This is a genomic window from Dasania marina DSM 21967 (genome assembly GCF_000373485.1).
In the GTDB taxonomy this organism is placed as follows: Bacteria; Pseudomonadota; Gammaproteobacteria; order Pseudomonadales; family Dasaniaceae; genus Dasania; species Dasania marina.
Genome location: NZ_KB891576.1, coordinates 678083 through 691682 on the forward strand (window position 1 = coordinate 678083; position 13600 = coordinate 691682).

Below are 13600 nucleotides of genomic sequence, written 5' to 3' on the forward strand. Positions count from 1 at the left end.
TATTTAATCTTATTTTTTAACCCCCTACGAAGCGCAATACCTAAGGAAGTAAGGTAGCTGTTTGCAAGACAGTCGCTGGCATGGATGCCAGCGCCTAGCCTATATGGACATATTCACGGCGTGTCTTGCAAGCGGCTATCTTGCTTCCTCCGCTTTCACACTAATAACCAACATATACCTTCCATAGCTTAGCAACGAACTGAGCCGAGTGTTACGTTCCAGAACACGCCGTGAACACATCCATGTGGGCTCGGCATCAGCATCCCTGCTGATGACGGTTCTGGAACGTAACACTCAACTCAGCCCGTAGCATCAAGTACTAATTTCTTATTTAACACTGTTTTTAAAACTGCCTTACGAAGCGCGATATTCAAGGAAGTAAGGTAGCTGCTTGCAAGACAGTCGCTGGCATGGATGCCAGCGCCTAGCTTAGGGCCTGCCCCGTGAGCGTAGCGAGTGCTTTGGGCACAGGGATGTACTTGCAGCGTGTCTTGCAGGCAGCTACCTTGCTTCCCACACCTCCCAATGACACTCCACCACAGTAAAAGCTTTACAAGCACTCACCGCTTTTTGATAATGAGCACAACGCAACCCGTACCAACTACAAACACTCTAAGTTAATCACTGTTATGTCACGTTACCGCCCACCCCGCCCTAAAGGCTCGTTTTACATTACCCCCGAAGGCGAAAAAGCCATACGCGATGAGGTATTTCAACTGTGGAAGGTAGAGCGCCCGCAAGTGACCTCGGTAGTACATGAGGCGGCTAAAAATGGTGACCGCTCTGAAAACGGTGATTATATATACGGCAAAAAACGCCTGCGCGAAATTGATAGCCGTGTACGTTTTTTAACCCAGCGCTTAGAAAATGTAAAAGTGATACACGACAAGCCCAGCGACCAAAATAAAGTCTTTTTTGGTGCCTGGGTAACCGTGGAAGACGAAGACGGTAAAGAAACCACCTACCGTATCGTCGGCCCCGACGAATTTGACTTGCGCCAAAACAAACTCAGTATGGACTCGCCTCTGGCTAGAGCCTTATTAGGCAAAAGCCTAGAGGATGATATTATTTTTAAAACCCCAGAAGGTGACAGAGAATTATATATTGCAGCGGTGAGCTATACGCCGCCCTGTTGATACAGCCTATCCACCGCCAACAAAGCAGCTACTGATAAGGCATCGGTAATCTCGCCGTTTAAGGCCATAGCTACCGCCTCACTTAGCGGCATTTTTTTACGGATTAAATCGCCCTCACTAGCTTCTAGCTGCTGTTCACCGGCCACTAAACCGGTGGCTAAAAAAATCACCGCCTCTTCATCGGTTACTGAGTTAGAAGTATGCAATGTCATTAGCTGCTGCCAATGTTTGGCGCTGTAGCCGGTTTCTTCTTTGAGTTCGCGCTGCGCACCTAGTAGCGGTTCTTCATCTAAAGGCCCTCCACCCATGGGCAGCTCCCAGCTGAAAGCATCTAAGGTGTAACGGTGCTGACCAACCAGCCAAGTATTACCCGCCTCATCCACGGGCACGATGACGATAGCGCGGTTTTTAAAATGGATGTTGCCATATATACCCTCAGTACCGCCGGGGGTGGTGACAGTTTCGTGAGTAACCGTAACCCAAGGGTTGTCATACACTTCTGCGCTGCTTAGTTTTAACCAAGGTCCGCGCTGTTGGGGCAATTTTATTTTGCTATCGCTCATAGGATAAATCTTTTTGTTTATCGTTTTACCGCTTATGCAGCTAGATAAATGCCCGCTACCAATGCAGCACCTCTTTTACAAAAGGAATAGTCAGCTTACGCCGCTCTTGCAGGGAAGCTCTATCCAACTGCGCCAAAGTTGTTAACAGTGCTTCCATGTTGCGCTGGCAGCGCTTGTAGATATATTGCGCCACTTCATCGCTTAACTCTAAGCCTCGGCTCACGGCGCGTAGCTTTAGCACCGCTATGCGCTGCTCGTCACTGAGCGGCTTTAATTGGTAAAAAGCTCCCCAACCTAAACGCGAGGCTAAATCCGGCATAGTAATCGCTAAATCCGCCACCGCTTTATCGGCCGCAATTAACAGGCAGTTGTCAGCTTCACGCATTTGATTAAACAAATGAAACAAGGCTTCTTCCCACTGCGCGTTACCCAACACGTGGCTGATATTATCCAAACACACCAAGGGCAGCGCCGCTAAGCCGGCAAACAACTCTTCAGGAGGGTAATGGCTTAATTCATCCAAGGGCAAATACACTGAGGCATGCCCCAGTTGGTCGGCATGGTGACAGGCCGCTTGCAATAAATGGCTGCGACCACTGCCGCTGGGCCCACATAAAAAGATGTAGGTTTCACCATTTTGTAGCTGACGGCTAATCTCATTAACCGCTAAGCCATTATCACCCGCGTAAAAATTTTCAAAGGTGGCTTCATCTCTTAGCTGAACTGCCAAAGGCAGTTGCTCGTATAAAAAACGCATGGATAAACTCATTCAAGTAAAAGGCTGTTATGACTTAGCCACATCGTATAGCTCACTGCTTTTATAGTGCGCATGTAAGTGCCGCAACCAAACCATAATCACGGCCGCTACCGGCAAGGCCAATAACACGCCGACAAAACCGGCTAATTGGCCGCCCGCCATCACCGCAAAAATAACCGCTACCGGATGCAAACCTATGCGATCGCCTACCAGCATGGGGGTAAGCAATACACTTTCTAGTACTTGCCCTACGCCAAATACCAGCGCCACCCACAGTAAAGGTAACCATTCATAAAATTGAAAATACGCTGCCACACTGGCCGCCACTATGCCGACGATAAAACCTAGGTAAGGCACTATAGAGGCCAGGCCTGCTAACAAGCCTAACAACAGGGCTAAGTCCACACCCACTATGCTCAAGCCTACGCTGTAAATAATACCCAAGGCCAACATCACTAGCAGCTGGCCGCGCATAAAGGCGCCTAAAATCTCATGGCACTCAGAGCTGACGGCCACCACTTTGTGCTCCCACCTTCTGGGCAGTGATGCACGTATTTTGGCAATCAGTAAATCCCAATCGCGCAGCAAATAAAAAGTCACCACGGGAATTAATAATAGATTAGCGACCACAGCAATAATCACCATACTGGAACCCGCCAGACGCTGCCACAAGATGGCAACAACATTACCGGCACCTTTTAAATTACTGCCGATATTTTCACGCAGCTGATCAAAGCCTAAACTGTCGGCAGACACATTAAAATTGCGCTGCAAAAAAGGCATAAGCAATTCCTGCAAACCGTGTAACCATTCCGGTATGCGAGTGATGAGTATATCTAATTGCCTACCTATCATAGGCACGGTGATAAGTAGTATTACACTGACCACAATAGAAAAAACTAAAAACACCACGCACACAGCCACGGTGCGATTTAATTTCCAGGTTTCTAACTTATCCGCTATGGGGTCACCCATATACGCCAATAACGCGCCCACTAAAAAGGGCGTTAATATGGGGTGTAATAAATACACCAGCACAGCGACTAGCAATACGGCCGCGGCTAACATTAAACGCTGTAGGTCACTCATAATTAATCCCTTTATTCGTGTTGCCCTTGTTGATTTATTGTCTATTTGTTCTTTATGGCTTGCTTATTATGCACTAGGTTATTGTGCGCTAGGCCAGTGGTAATTGAGTTGCGCTGCGGGGTAGTTCGCCGCTTGCAAAGCATCCAGCGCTGCGATTTTTTCTAATTTTTGGCCTAGCGCTAAGGTCTGCTCTAGCTGTTCTAATTGGCCATCGGCGATAAGGTGGATAAACAGCTGTTGATTTTCTACATAGATGGGATTGGCATAGCGCACCGCCGATAGCTTTTGCAAATAGTCGACCGCACGGGCGTAAGCAGTAAAATCTTTAATCCCGGTTAAACGTATAACTATCCCGTCCTCGGACATTTTTACCGGCACTATGGCGTACTTGCTGGCCAGCTGATCCGCCGCCACATCCATAGCCGTGCCCACATATTCATCCAGCTGCGGTGCTTGGCCCTCTATCTCGCTGCGCTCACCCTGATCGCTAAACTGCCAGCGGCCCAGCCACTCACCATTACTTAACGCGGTCATACGGCCTATTAGCAGGCTATCGGCTTTGTAACGCGCCGCCGCGCGCTGGGCCGACCACAGGTTCATCTGCCACAGCTCGTCGGGGCTAATAGCGATAGTATCTTCTAAATCTAAGCTGGGCAGTTTAACCACCAAGCCACGGCGCGCCGCTTGCTGCTGTATAGCCTCGACGATGTTACCGTCGGCCGCACCAACAAAGCGCCTGCCCTCAGCACCATCTACTACCGCCCACACTAATATGGAGGGGCGATTAGCCGACCATATGGGCAGGCTTTCACTGCGCAGCAAGTCATCAATTAAACTGGCTTCAAATTCCATTTTAATCATCAGCTGCTCTTGCTCGCCCTCCACCGTGGGCTGACGATAATAGCTAAAGCGCTTAAGAAAGCGCTCCGCCTGCCTGACTTTGGCTTTAACTTGGTCATTTTCCAGCACGCTATGATGGCCCGATATACGCACCAGCACGATGCTTAAGCCCTGCGACGCTGCCCGTAAGCGATCGCGGTAGGATTGCGAGTCCAGCGCTTGCTCTACGCTATACAGGCCCCGCGCCACCTCAGCGCTATGGCCATAGGGCGTGATCAGGCACCACAGCACCAGCAACCATGCGCTAGATACCCTGTATTTACTGTGCTTTTTTATCGTCATTACTCAAAGTCCATCGCTATAGCGCTGTTTATATACGCTAACAACTTAATTTATAAGCAGTTATTGTAACAAGAGTATCATTATTTCATTAGCGAATTCACAGGCGTAAAGTCACAGAAAGTAAATATAGGAGTGCAGCCGCCATTTATCGGGGCAATTTAGTAGAGTGTGAGGGCAACATCCGCTAGAATAGCGCCGCCCAAAAAACTCGCTGCGAGCCTATCTTCATGACTGATCAAAATACCTCAAAACCTTCTCTTAGCTACAAAGATGCCGGTGTCGACATAGATGCAGGTAATGCTTTGATAGAACGTATTAAACACGTAGCTAAGCGCACCCGTCGCCCCGAAGTGATGGCCGGTTTAGGGGGCTTTGGCGCATTATGTGAAATACCCACGGGCTATAAAGAGCCGGTACTAGTCTCAGGCACCGACGGCGTAGGCACTAAACTGCGCCTAGCCATGGACCTAGGTATACATGACACCATAGGCATAGATTTGGTGGCCATGTGTGTTAACGACTTAATTGTAGCCGGTGCCGAGCCGCTATTCTTTTTAGACTACTACGCCACCGGCAAGCTCAATATAGACACCGCCGCTGCAGTAGTAGAAGGCATAGGCAAGGGTTGCGAACTTTCTGGCTGCTCCTTAGTCGGTGGCGAAACCGCCGAAATGCCCGGTATGTATGAAGGCGAAGATTACGACTTAGCGGGCTTCTGTGTCGGTGTCGCTGAAAAGTCTAAGTTAATTGATGGCAGCGCGGTTAAATCAGGCGATACCTTAATCGGCCTAGCCTCCTCGGGCGCGCACTCTAATGGCTACTCGCTAATACGCAAAATTATTGAAGTCAGCAACGCTGACTTATCTATGCCCTTAGGTGATCAATCACTGGGCATGGCGCTAATGGCCCCTACCCGCATCTATGTAAAATCGATATTGGCGCTAATGAAAAAATGCCCAGTACACGCCCTGTCCCATATTACCGGTGGCGGCTTATTAGAAAACATCCCCCGCGTACTACCTGCTAACTGCAAAGCGGTAATAGACACCCAAAGCTGGCAGCAGCCAGAGGTATTTGCTTGGTTACAAAGCAATGGCAACGTAGACAGCGTAGAAATGTACCGCACCTTTAACTGCGGTGTAGGCATGGTAATTAGCGTGGACAACGCCGATGCGCAATTAGCGCTAGAGTTCTTATCAGAACAGGGCGAAGAAGCTTGGATTATTGGCCATGTTGCCGAAGCCAATGACGGCGAAGAGCAGGTAGAACTACAAGGCCTGTAAAACGCAACATGACTGACACCAACATTACCCCCAACACTACCCCCAACCCTCAAGGCCAGCGCCGCAAGCTAGTCATTTTAATTTCTGGCAGCGGCTCTAACCTGCAATCGTTTATTGATGCCAGCAACAATGGCCAGCTCAATGCCAGCATAGAGGCGGTTATTTGTAATCGCCCTAATGCCCTAGGTTTAGAGCGTGCCGCCAAGGCAGGCATACCCGCCATACTGTTAGACCACACCCAGTTTGACGGCCGCGAGAGTTTTGATGCGGCATTAATTCAACGCATAGACAGCTACCAGCCCGACTTGGTGATACTGGCCGGCTTTATGCGAATTTTAACCCCCGGCTTTGTGCAACGTTACTTGGGCCGCCTGCTAAACATACATCCTTCACTACTACCCAAGTACCCTGGCCTCAACACGCACCAACGCGCGATTGATGCCGGCGATGCCGAAGCCGGTGCCACGGTGCACTTTGTAACCGAAGAGTTAGATGGCGGCCCCGCTATCGTACAAGCGCGCATCGCCATTACCGCGCAGGACGATGCCAGCAGCTTGGCGCAACGTATTTTGGCCCACGAACATCGTATTTACCCGCTGGCCGCCCAGTGGTTTTTAGAAGGGCGCTTAAAACTTGCCGATAACTACGCTATGCTGGATCAAACACCTTTGAGTGCCAGTGGATATGCCTACTCTTAATTTCCGCAAAACCTTGCCGTATCGCGCCCTAGCGGCAGCGGCCTGTAGCTTTATCATCAGCCTTGCTACCTTCAGCCTCCCCACGCTTGCGGCCAAAAACCCAATTGCACCCTATCAGGCCAACTATTTGGCTTATAGCAAAGGCTTTACCCTCAAATTAGAACGCCAGCTCGAACAACAGGCTGGCGACCAATGGCAGCTCAGCAATATCACCCAGGTGTTGTTTAGTCAGATTAAAGAACGCAGCACCTTTACCCTTAGCGACGGTAAGCTGCAGCCACTCAGCTACCAATACGACAATCCCTTAAGCCGCAAAAAAAATTCCTCACTGCAATTTGACCCCACCGCTAACACCGTGCAAGAGCTAACGTCAAAAAGCGCACCCTTAATTTTGGCAACAGCCAGTTACGACCAGCTTAGTTTTCAAATGCAATTGCGTTTAGACTTCATCAACCAAGCCGAGCCTTTTACTAAAAAAAGTTATCAACTGGTTGATGGTGACGACCTAAAACACTATCAGGTAGAAGTACTAGTGGAGGAAACGATTAACATCGCTGCCGGTAGTTTTAAGGCGATTAAACTCAAGCAATATCGCCCCGGCAAAGATAAATACACGCTGATATGGTTAGCCAAAGATTGGCAGTATTTTATTTTACGCTTACAGCGTTTTAAAGAAGGCAGTAGTGACAGCAATATAGAATTGCAAAATGCCATAATCGACGGCAAACCTATATCGTCTATTTAATTAGAGTTAATAAACGTAAAGTAAACTACAGCGCCGCCACTACTGCCAAAGACCTACTCGCAAGTAGGTATCAACCCATACTCTCCTGAAACGCCAACAACACATTGGCGGTATTCACCCCCAAATCCTCTACGGCATAACCGCCTTCAAACACAAACAAAGTAGGCAACTGCATAGACTCTATAAGCACGCCCATTTCACTAAAGTTTTCTGATTTGAGCTTAAAGGATGAGATAGGGTCATGTTCAAAGGTATCCAAACCCAAAGAGATTAACAGCACATCGCAATCAAAATCTTTAATCGCTGCCATGCAACGCTGTAAGGCTTCGCGGTATACCGGCCAATCGGTAGTGTGCAGGGTTAGCGGTATATTTAAGTTATAGCCTTCGCCATCACCTTGGCCTATCTCGTCGCTATGACCGCTAAAATAAGGGTATTCGTAATTGGGGTCGCCGTGTATAGAGGCCACAAAAACATCGTTTCTATTATAAAAAATACTTTGGGTACCATTGCCGTGGTGATAATCCACATCCAGTATCGCTACTTTTTCATAGCCTTGATCGCGAAAATACTGCGCGGCCACCGCCACGTTATTTACATAGCAATAACCACCCATTTGATCGGCGGAGGCGTGATGGCCGGGGGGGCGGCACAAAGAAAAAGCCGTGCGCTCGCCGCTGCAAATAATCTCTGCGCCAGTAAGGGCAACATTGGCTGAACTTTTAATGGCCTGCCAAGAGCCTGCCGATAGGCCTACCGCTAAATCAAAAGCGTAATAACCTAACTGGCCTTTAATATGGGCCGGCACTTTATGCCTAAAGTCATGCATAGGGAAAGCTTCCGGCACCGCATCATTGGCGCTGCCAAATTCAGCTTCCCACGCGGGCCAGCAGTTTTCTAAAAACTGTATATAGCCTGGCGTATGCACTTTGGTAATAGGCGTTAAGCCATAATCCTTGGGGGCCAATACTTCACCCAGCTGCTGTTTCACCACCTGCTCTAACACCATATCGGCGCGCGAGGGTTTTTCAAAACAAGGGGTGGGCTCACCGCCCGACATTTCATAACGCAAGGCATGCAAGCGTTGATCGTCTGAATAAACAATTTTCATAATTACCTCTAATTGACTTCAGTATTCAGTAACAAGTGTGAGCAGGCTGTAAGCAATTTACAGCCACGCGATTAATAGAAAACCCAGCGCCGTTATAGTGGCAGCGATTAGCGCATAGGGCAGTTGCGTTAAGGCGTGAGCCATGGGCGGGCAACCACTGCCCTGTGCCGACAAGATAGTGGAGTCACTATAAAAACAGGCGTGACTACCAAAGGCACCCGCTGAAATAACCGCGCCTATCATTAAATGCACATCCACCCCCATAGTATTGGCTAGCGGTATTACTACCGGCAGCGCTACCGCATACAGCCCCCAAAAAGTACCGGTGGCAAAAGCCACTAAAGACAACGACACAAAGGTAATTAAGGGCAGCAACAGAGGATTCACCCAAGAGGTAGCGACATCTATCACATACGGGGTTAGCTGCAGCTGATCGTTCACGTCTTTTAATACAAACGACATGATCAAAATGGCGATCACTTCCACCATAGATTTCATACCCGTTAAACTGTGTTCGAATATGTCGTGCAAACGCATTAGTCCTTGCGCGCTATACATCACAATAATCAGCACCAAGGTAGCGAAAGCCCCTTTTAAAATATCGACATCAAACAACCAGGTGAAGCCAATTAACGCCAGCATGGGGACCACAAAATTAAACACCCGGCCCTGGTCACTCAGCTTATCGTCATCGGCATCGACATCCTCAACAAAACCCAGCGGCACGGTTTGACCCTGCGCTGCTCGTGCCTGCGCCTTACGCATACCGCCTATTAAAGGCAGCTTACCGCTAGCCAGCAAAGGAGGCATCAGCAAGGCCACCCAGGCATATAACATATAGGGTATGGCGCTAATATAAGCGCGCATACCCTCACCCACAGCGGCAACATGATTAGATTCCAACAAACCCGATACATAAATCGCCCAGGTTGAAAAAGGCAATAAAATACAGACCGGTGCGGCGGTGGTATCCACCACATAGGCCAGCATTTCTCTAGACACTTTTAATTTATCGGTAACCTTTTTCATGGCCGAGCCTACCGCTAGAGCATTGAGGTAGTCATCAATAAAAATTAATAAGCCCAATCCCCACGTCGCCATTAAGGCCTGCGGACCGGTTTTGATATATCGGGTTAAAGAGCCGGCAAAGGCGGAAGCACTACCCGACTTAACCAATAGCGTAATTATGCTGCCAAACATGGCCACGGTTAGTACTATCCAGCCTACCGTTTCATTACTGATAGACTGTAAAACAGCGTTTAAAAAACCAGACATAAATAAATGCTGTTGCAGCATTATAAAGCCCACTAGCGCGCCTATAATTAAGGCCTCTAGTGCTCGCTTTAATACTATTGCAGTGATTAACACCACCAGCGTGGGGATTAGACTTTCTATACCAGGCTCTAACATAGACAACGAACTCACAGAAAATTAATGTTAATAGGCGCTAAACAGCCATGTGTTTAGCGCCTATTAAGCATACCGCTTAGCTAGGCTTGTCGCCTTACCACTTATAGGTAAAGGACGCGCCATAGGTTCTTGGTGTGCTGGGGTTATAAGCCACCAAGGACTCTAGCGTATCGGGGAACATTTCTGTGACATATTCTTTGTCCGCTAAGTTTTTAACCCATAGTGCCACTTCCCAGTCGCCTACCTCGGGCCGTAAACTCACCCGCGCGTTGGCTAACCAAAAACCTTCTTGGCTGGCTGCTTCGGTGTTTTGCACGGTAAAGTAAGTATCATCCTGATAATTAAAATCCGTTTGCCAAGCAGTGATATAACCTTCCGCCAAGGCCCACTCATAACGCAGCAAACCATTAAACATCCATTCGGCAGCATTGGCGGTAGTGTTGCCCGCTAGAATACCGTTGGCCATTTGGTCGGCGGTTACTTTTTTAATTTCAGCATCGGTATAAGAGGCGCCGGCACGTATATCTAATCCATCCAGCGGCCGCCACCACAACTCTAACTCGGCACCGTAAATGTCGGTTTCGGGTATATTACTGACGTTAAACACACCGCTGGCATCTAATACAAAAGCTTGTAAATCTTGATAATCGTAATAGAACACGCCACCGTTTAATTGCAGGGTGTTATCCATTAGCGTGCCTTTAAAACCGATTTCATAATCGATTAAGGTTTCTATCTCGTAAGGGATCAACTCAGCATCAGAAGAGGTCCAGGTACCATTGTAACCACCACTTTTAAAGCCGCGGCTGACAAAACCATATACCAGCCAGTCATCATTGGGTTTGTAATCTATGCCTAGCTTCCAGGTCATTTCATTGGCGGTAGTTTCATTATCAGTAGCCGTCGATAGCTGGCGATTTTCTAGCGGCACGCCAAATAATAAATCGTCAAAGTCGGCGTCGGTAACATCAATAAGATAAGTACCACCATCAAAAGTAATTTCCTCAGCGGTGTAACGCGCATCGGCAATTAACGACCAACTATCCGCAATATGCCATTCGGTATGGCCAAACATCGCGTAAGTGGTAGTTTCTTGCACAAAGTCCACCAGCTTGCTGTGAAACCAGGTGTCGGCGTAATCGTAAGTGTCTTTGGTATCGACTTTATCGGCACCGTAGTAAACACCTGCCACCCAATTGTAATGATCACTGTCGCCTGACAAGCGCAGCTCTTGGGAAAACACATCAGTCACTGAGGTATAGGTTTGATCGGCACTAATAGCGGCGGTGCCATCAAACTCTTCCTGCAAGATACGATCAGAATATAGGTAACCGGTAACCGAGGTTAGGGTGACCTCATCGGCTTCGTAATTAACATTAAGCATCGCGCTGTAAAGATCGTGGTGATAAACCGGCTCTAAACTGAATTCGCCTTCATATAAATCGCCGTCGCCACTGTGGCCAGTGCTGGTGACACAACGGCCCAGTTCATTTTGCGCCTGCAGTTCTTTACGGCTCATGTCTTCCGAGCAGGCATTACTGCCGGCAAAGCCGGTAGAATTACCCGCGCCATAGGCCTCGTCGCGGCCAAAGGCATTGCCTGGCACCCAATCAACGCCAGCATTGGTTTGTGGATCAGAGGCATCGGCAATACCGAAACTGGCCCAAGGGGTGTTGCCGCTGCGATCTTTCACCGCCTCTAGCACTAAGTGGGTGGTCAGTGCCGAGTTGGCATCCCATAACAGGCTACCTCGGCCGGCCCACATTTCTACTTCGCCCAGCTCATTGCCGGTGGCATTGTTCTTATAAAAACCATCGCGGTTTTTGCTGGTAAAGGCAAAACGCCCCGCCACGGTATCGCTAAGCGGGCCGTTAATATAACCGTCAGTTTCTACTAAATTTTTATTACCCAGCTGTAAGGTAAACTCACCACCGGCCTCCATGCTGGGTTTAGCTGAGAACAGGCTCATGGCACCGGCGGTGCTGTTACGGCCAAACAAAGTGCCCTGCGGCCCTTTTAAAACCTCTATGCGCTCTATATCGTACATGGGTAGTGACATTAGGCTGGTATAGGCCAGATTCACCTCATTCATATACATGCCCACGGGCTGAGCAGCATTAGTAACAAACAGCGATTGGCCGACATTGCGTATGCTGATGTAGGGGTTGGCTACGCCTATACCGTTTTTAATAAACAAACCCGGTGTTTGTGCGGCAACATCGATGGGTTGCTCCATACCTAAATCTTTAATCGATTCACTACCAAAGGCGGTAATCGCTATACTGACGTCCTGCGCGCTTTGTTGACGCTTTTGCGCAGTCACCATAACTTCTTCAAGCTGATAGGCCCCGGCATTCAGTGCCGCACTGCTCATTATTGCTACGGCTATGCTCTTTAAGGCCAGTGTTTTGTGTTGGTACATAGGTGCTCCCCATTATTATTGTGCTAGAGTATTCGCATGAAATACGACTATCATGTCGACCAAAAGCCTATGGCTCCCGACGGTGCCTAGAAGACCACAAGCAACAGGTATTGCCTATAACGTCGCGGGGGTATTTGTGAGCGATAGGCAAAGAATAAAAATGATAGTGAGATGGATAATGAGATAGATAGAGAGGTAGGTTTTGAGTGGTACGCTTTTACTAAATTCGGCAGAATGGCACCAGCAACTGGCCTTGCTGGTTGATAAAATCGGCAGCGATGATTTTGTATTGCAGCTTTCTGCGGCTATATGCAGTATTACGCAATACAATCATATTGCTGTTTACACCTTATCCACTAAAGAAGTACCTACCGTGCTGTTTCACAACCTGCCCGAGCAATGGGCTAAACCTACCTTCCCCAGTTATTGTGAAGGCGCCTATTTGCTAGATCCCATAGCCCAGTTTTGTTTTAACGACGCCCCTTCAGGCGCTTATCATCTAAAAGACTTGGCCCCCGATCACTTTAAGCAAAGCGAATATTTTAAGCGCTATTACAAAAACATAGGCCTGCGTGATGAGAGCGTGCTGCTGTTAAAATTAAAACCCGATTATTATATCGCCCATTCTATAGGCCATCGCTTTAGTAGCTTGGGAAGAATGAATAAACGCGAGCAACAGCGGCTACACTATGCAACGCCGACGCTGCTGGCCATTTGCCGGCAGCATTGGAGTTCGGTATTAAATAATGAAAAAGTAGACGATAGCAGTGCAAAAAATATTGCCGCCGCCTTTCACCAATTTGGCGCTGAGGTATTAACCAGCAGGGAACAGGAAATAGTACGTGAAGTGTTAAAGGGGCATTCCAATAAATCGATAGCCGAAAATTTATATATTAGTTTTGAAACCGTTAAAGTGCATCGCAAACACATTAATAATAAACTGGGCACATCCTCTCACGCGCAATTATTTAGCAGCTTTATCAGCTACCTCACCAATAGTTTGGACCAAGCCTAAGAGCTAGCAAGCCATTAAGGCTTTTTTTGTACATCATCTTTGATGTGTTTATAGGCGAAACGCCCTACATACACCAACATTACAAAGCATAAAACGACAATAATTATACCGGCCACTACTGCATCATCTATATACATCATCGTTCCCCTCTAAGCACTATTAATGAATTGTAGACTACGCCTATACGGT

General features: G+C 48.2%; 13 protein-coding genes. 5 read left to right on the forward strand and 8 right to left on the reverse strand.

Translation table 11 applies throughout. The features are described 5' to 3' along the window. Positions 1 to 629 precede the first annotated feature (629 nt). On the forward strand, positions 630 to 1136 hold the full coding sequence (gene greB / locus B067_RS0107615) for a transcription elongation factor GreB (RefSeq protein WP_019529484.1): 507 nt from the start codon (positions 630 to 632) through the stop codon (positions 1134 to 1136). On the opposite strand, the gene B067_RS0107620 is transcribed toward greB, so the two are convergent. The 4 genes from B067_RS0107620 to B067_RS0107635 form a co-directional block, all read right to left on the reverse strand. Next, positions 1118 to 1699, reverse strand: a complete 582-nt coding sequence (locus tag B067_RS0107620) for an NUDIX domain-containing protein (RefSeq protein ID WP_019529485.1) — start codon at positions 1697 to 1699, stop codon at positions 1118 to 1120. The two genes, greB and B067_RS0107620, sit on opposite strands and share 19 nt — an antisense overlap. A 55-nt stretch (positions 1700 to 1754) precedes the next feature. Next, a complete protein-coding gene (gene hda / locus B067_RS0107625) occupies positions 1755 to 2456 on the reverse strand; it encodes a DnaA regulatory inactivator Hda (protein WP_026244509.1) in 702 nt (233 codons plus the stop codon). 27 nt (positions 2457 to 2483) lie between these two features. Next, positions 2484 to 3545 carry an AI-2E family transporter gene (locus B067_RS0107630; protein WP_019529487.1) on the reverse strand — a complete coding sequence of 354 codons (1062 nt, stop codon included), beginning with the start codon at positions 3543 to 3545 and terminating at the stop codon, positions 2484 to 2486. Positions 3546 to 3623: 78 nt separating this feature from the next. After that, positions 3624 to 4727 carry a DUF2066 domain-containing protein gene (locus B067_RS0107635; protein ID WP_019529488.1) on the reverse strand — a complete coding sequence of 368 codons (1104 nt, stop codon included), beginning with the start codon at positions 4725 to 4727 and terminating at the stop codon, positions 3624 to 3626. Positions 4728 to 4954: 227 nt separating this feature from the next. Between B067_RS0107635 and purM the strand changes: the two genes are divergently transcribed. Genes purM through B067_RS0107650 form a run of 3 tightly spaced genes read left to right on the forward strand, consistent with a single transcriptional unit; the run spans position 4955 to position 7453 of the window. Beyond that, positions 4955 to 6010: a phosphoribosylformylglycinamidine cyclo-ligase gene (gene purM / locus B067_RS0107640; protein WP_019529489.1), complete on the forward strand. Its 1056-nt coding sequence runs from the start codon at positions 4955 to 4957 to the stop codon at positions 6008 to 6010. An 8-nt stretch (positions 6011 to 6018) separates the two neighbouring features. Continuing rightward, positions 6019 to 6708, forward strand: a complete 690-nt coding sequence (gene purN / locus B067_RS0107645) for a phosphoribosylglycinamide formyltransferase (RefSeq protein WP_019529490.1) — start codon at positions 6019 to 6021, stop codon at positions 6706 to 6708. Continuing rightward, entirely contained in the window at positions 6695 to 7453 is a 759-nt protein-coding gene (locus B067_RS0107650) for a DUF3108 domain-containing protein (RefSeq protein ID WP_019529491.1), read from the forward strand. Before purN ends, B067_RS0107650 begins: the two co-directional genes overlap by 14 nt. A gap of 70 nt (positions 7454 to 7523) precedes the next feature. On the opposite strand, the gene B067_RS0107655 is transcribed toward B067_RS0107650, so the two are convergent. The 3 genes from B067_RS0107655 to B067_RS0107665 all read right to left on the reverse strand — a co-directional run bounded on the left by B067_RS0107655 (position 7524) and on the right by B067_RS0107665 (position 12396). Continuing rightward, entirely contained in the window at positions 7524 to 8564 is a 1041-nt protein-coding gene (locus tag B067_RS0107655) for a histone deacetylase family protein (protein WP_019529492.1), read from the reverse strand. Between the two features lie 57 nt (positions 8565 to 8621). Beyond that, positions 8622 to 9974, reverse strand: coding sequence for a Na+/H+ antiporter NhaC family protein (locus B067_RS0107660; RefSeq protein WP_019529493.1), 1353 nt, complete (start codon positions 9972 to 9974; stop codon positions 8622 to 8624). Positions 9975 to 10068: 94 nt separating this feature from the next. Then, entirely contained in the window at positions 10069 to 12396 is a 2328-nt protein-coding gene (locus B067_RS0107665) for a TonB-dependent receptor (protein ID WP_083921380.1), read from the reverse strand. A gap of 202 nt (positions 12397 to 12598) precedes the next feature. Between B067_RS0107665 and B067_RS19910 the strand changes: the two genes are divergently transcribed. After that, positions 12599 to 13411, forward strand: coding sequence for a response regulator transcription factor (locus tag B067_RS19910; protein ID WP_019529495.1), 813 nt, complete (start codon positions 12599 to 12601; stop codon positions 13409 to 13411). 14 nt (positions 13412 to 13425) lie between these two features. Here B067_RS19910 and B067_RS22230 read toward each other — a convergent pair whose 3' ends face one another. Further along, positions 13426 to 13551, reverse strand: coding sequence for a hypothetical protein (locus B067_RS22230; RefSeq protein WP_276201898.1), 126 nt, complete (start codon positions 13549 to 13551; stop codon positions 13426 to 13428). Between the last annotated feature and the right edge of the window lie 49 nt (positions 13552 to 13600).

Bases quoted from the DNA above. Each gene is read 5' to 3' on its own strand.
- purM (WP_019529489.1), top strand. From the start codon at position 4,955: ATGACTGATCAAAATACCTCAAAACCTTCTCTTAGCTACAAAGATGCC.
- greB (WP_019529484.1), top strand. From the start codon at position 630: ATGTCACGTTACCGCCCACCCCGCCCTAAAGGCTCGTTTTACATTACC.
- hda (WP_026244509.1), bottom strand. From the start codon at position 2,456: ATGCGTTTTTTATACGAGCAACTGCCTTTGGCAGTTCAGCTAAGAGAT.
- B067_RS0107630 (WP_019529487.1), bottom strand. From the start codon at position 3,545: ATGAGTGACCTACAGCGTTTAATGTTAGCCGCGGCCGTATTGCTAGTC.
- B067_RS0107620 (WP_019529485.1), bottom strand. From the start codon at position 1,699: ATGAGCGATAGCAAAATAAAATTGCCCCAACAGCGCGGACCTTGGTTA.
- B067_RS0107660 (WP_019529493.1), bottom strand. From the start codon at position 9,974: ATGTTAGAGCCTGGTATAGAAAGTCTAATCCCCACGCTGGTGGTGTTA.
- B067_RS0107635 (WP_019529488.1), bottom strand. From the start codon at position 4,727: ATGACGATAAAAAAGCACAGTAAATACAGGGTATCTAGCGCATGGTTG.
- B067_RS22230 (WP_276201898.1), bottom strand. From the start codon at position 13,551: ATGATGTATATAGATGATGCAGTAGTGGCCGGTATAATTATTGTCGTT.
- B067_RS0107655 (WP_019529492.1), bottom strand. From the start codon at position 8,564: ATGAAAATTGTTTATTCAGACGATCAACGCTTGCATGCCTTGCGTTAT.
- purN (WP_019529490.1), top strand. From the start codon at position 6,019: ATGACTGACACCAACATTACCCCCAACACTACCCCCAACCCTCAAGGC.
- B067_RS0107665 (WP_083921380.1), bottom strand. From the start codon at position 12,396: ATGTACCAACACAAAACACTGGCCTTAAAGAGCATAGCCGTAGCAATA.
- B067_RS0107650 (WP_019529491.1), top strand. From the start codon at position 6,695: ATGCCTACTCTTAATTTCCGCAAAACCTTGCCGTATCGCGCCCTAGCG.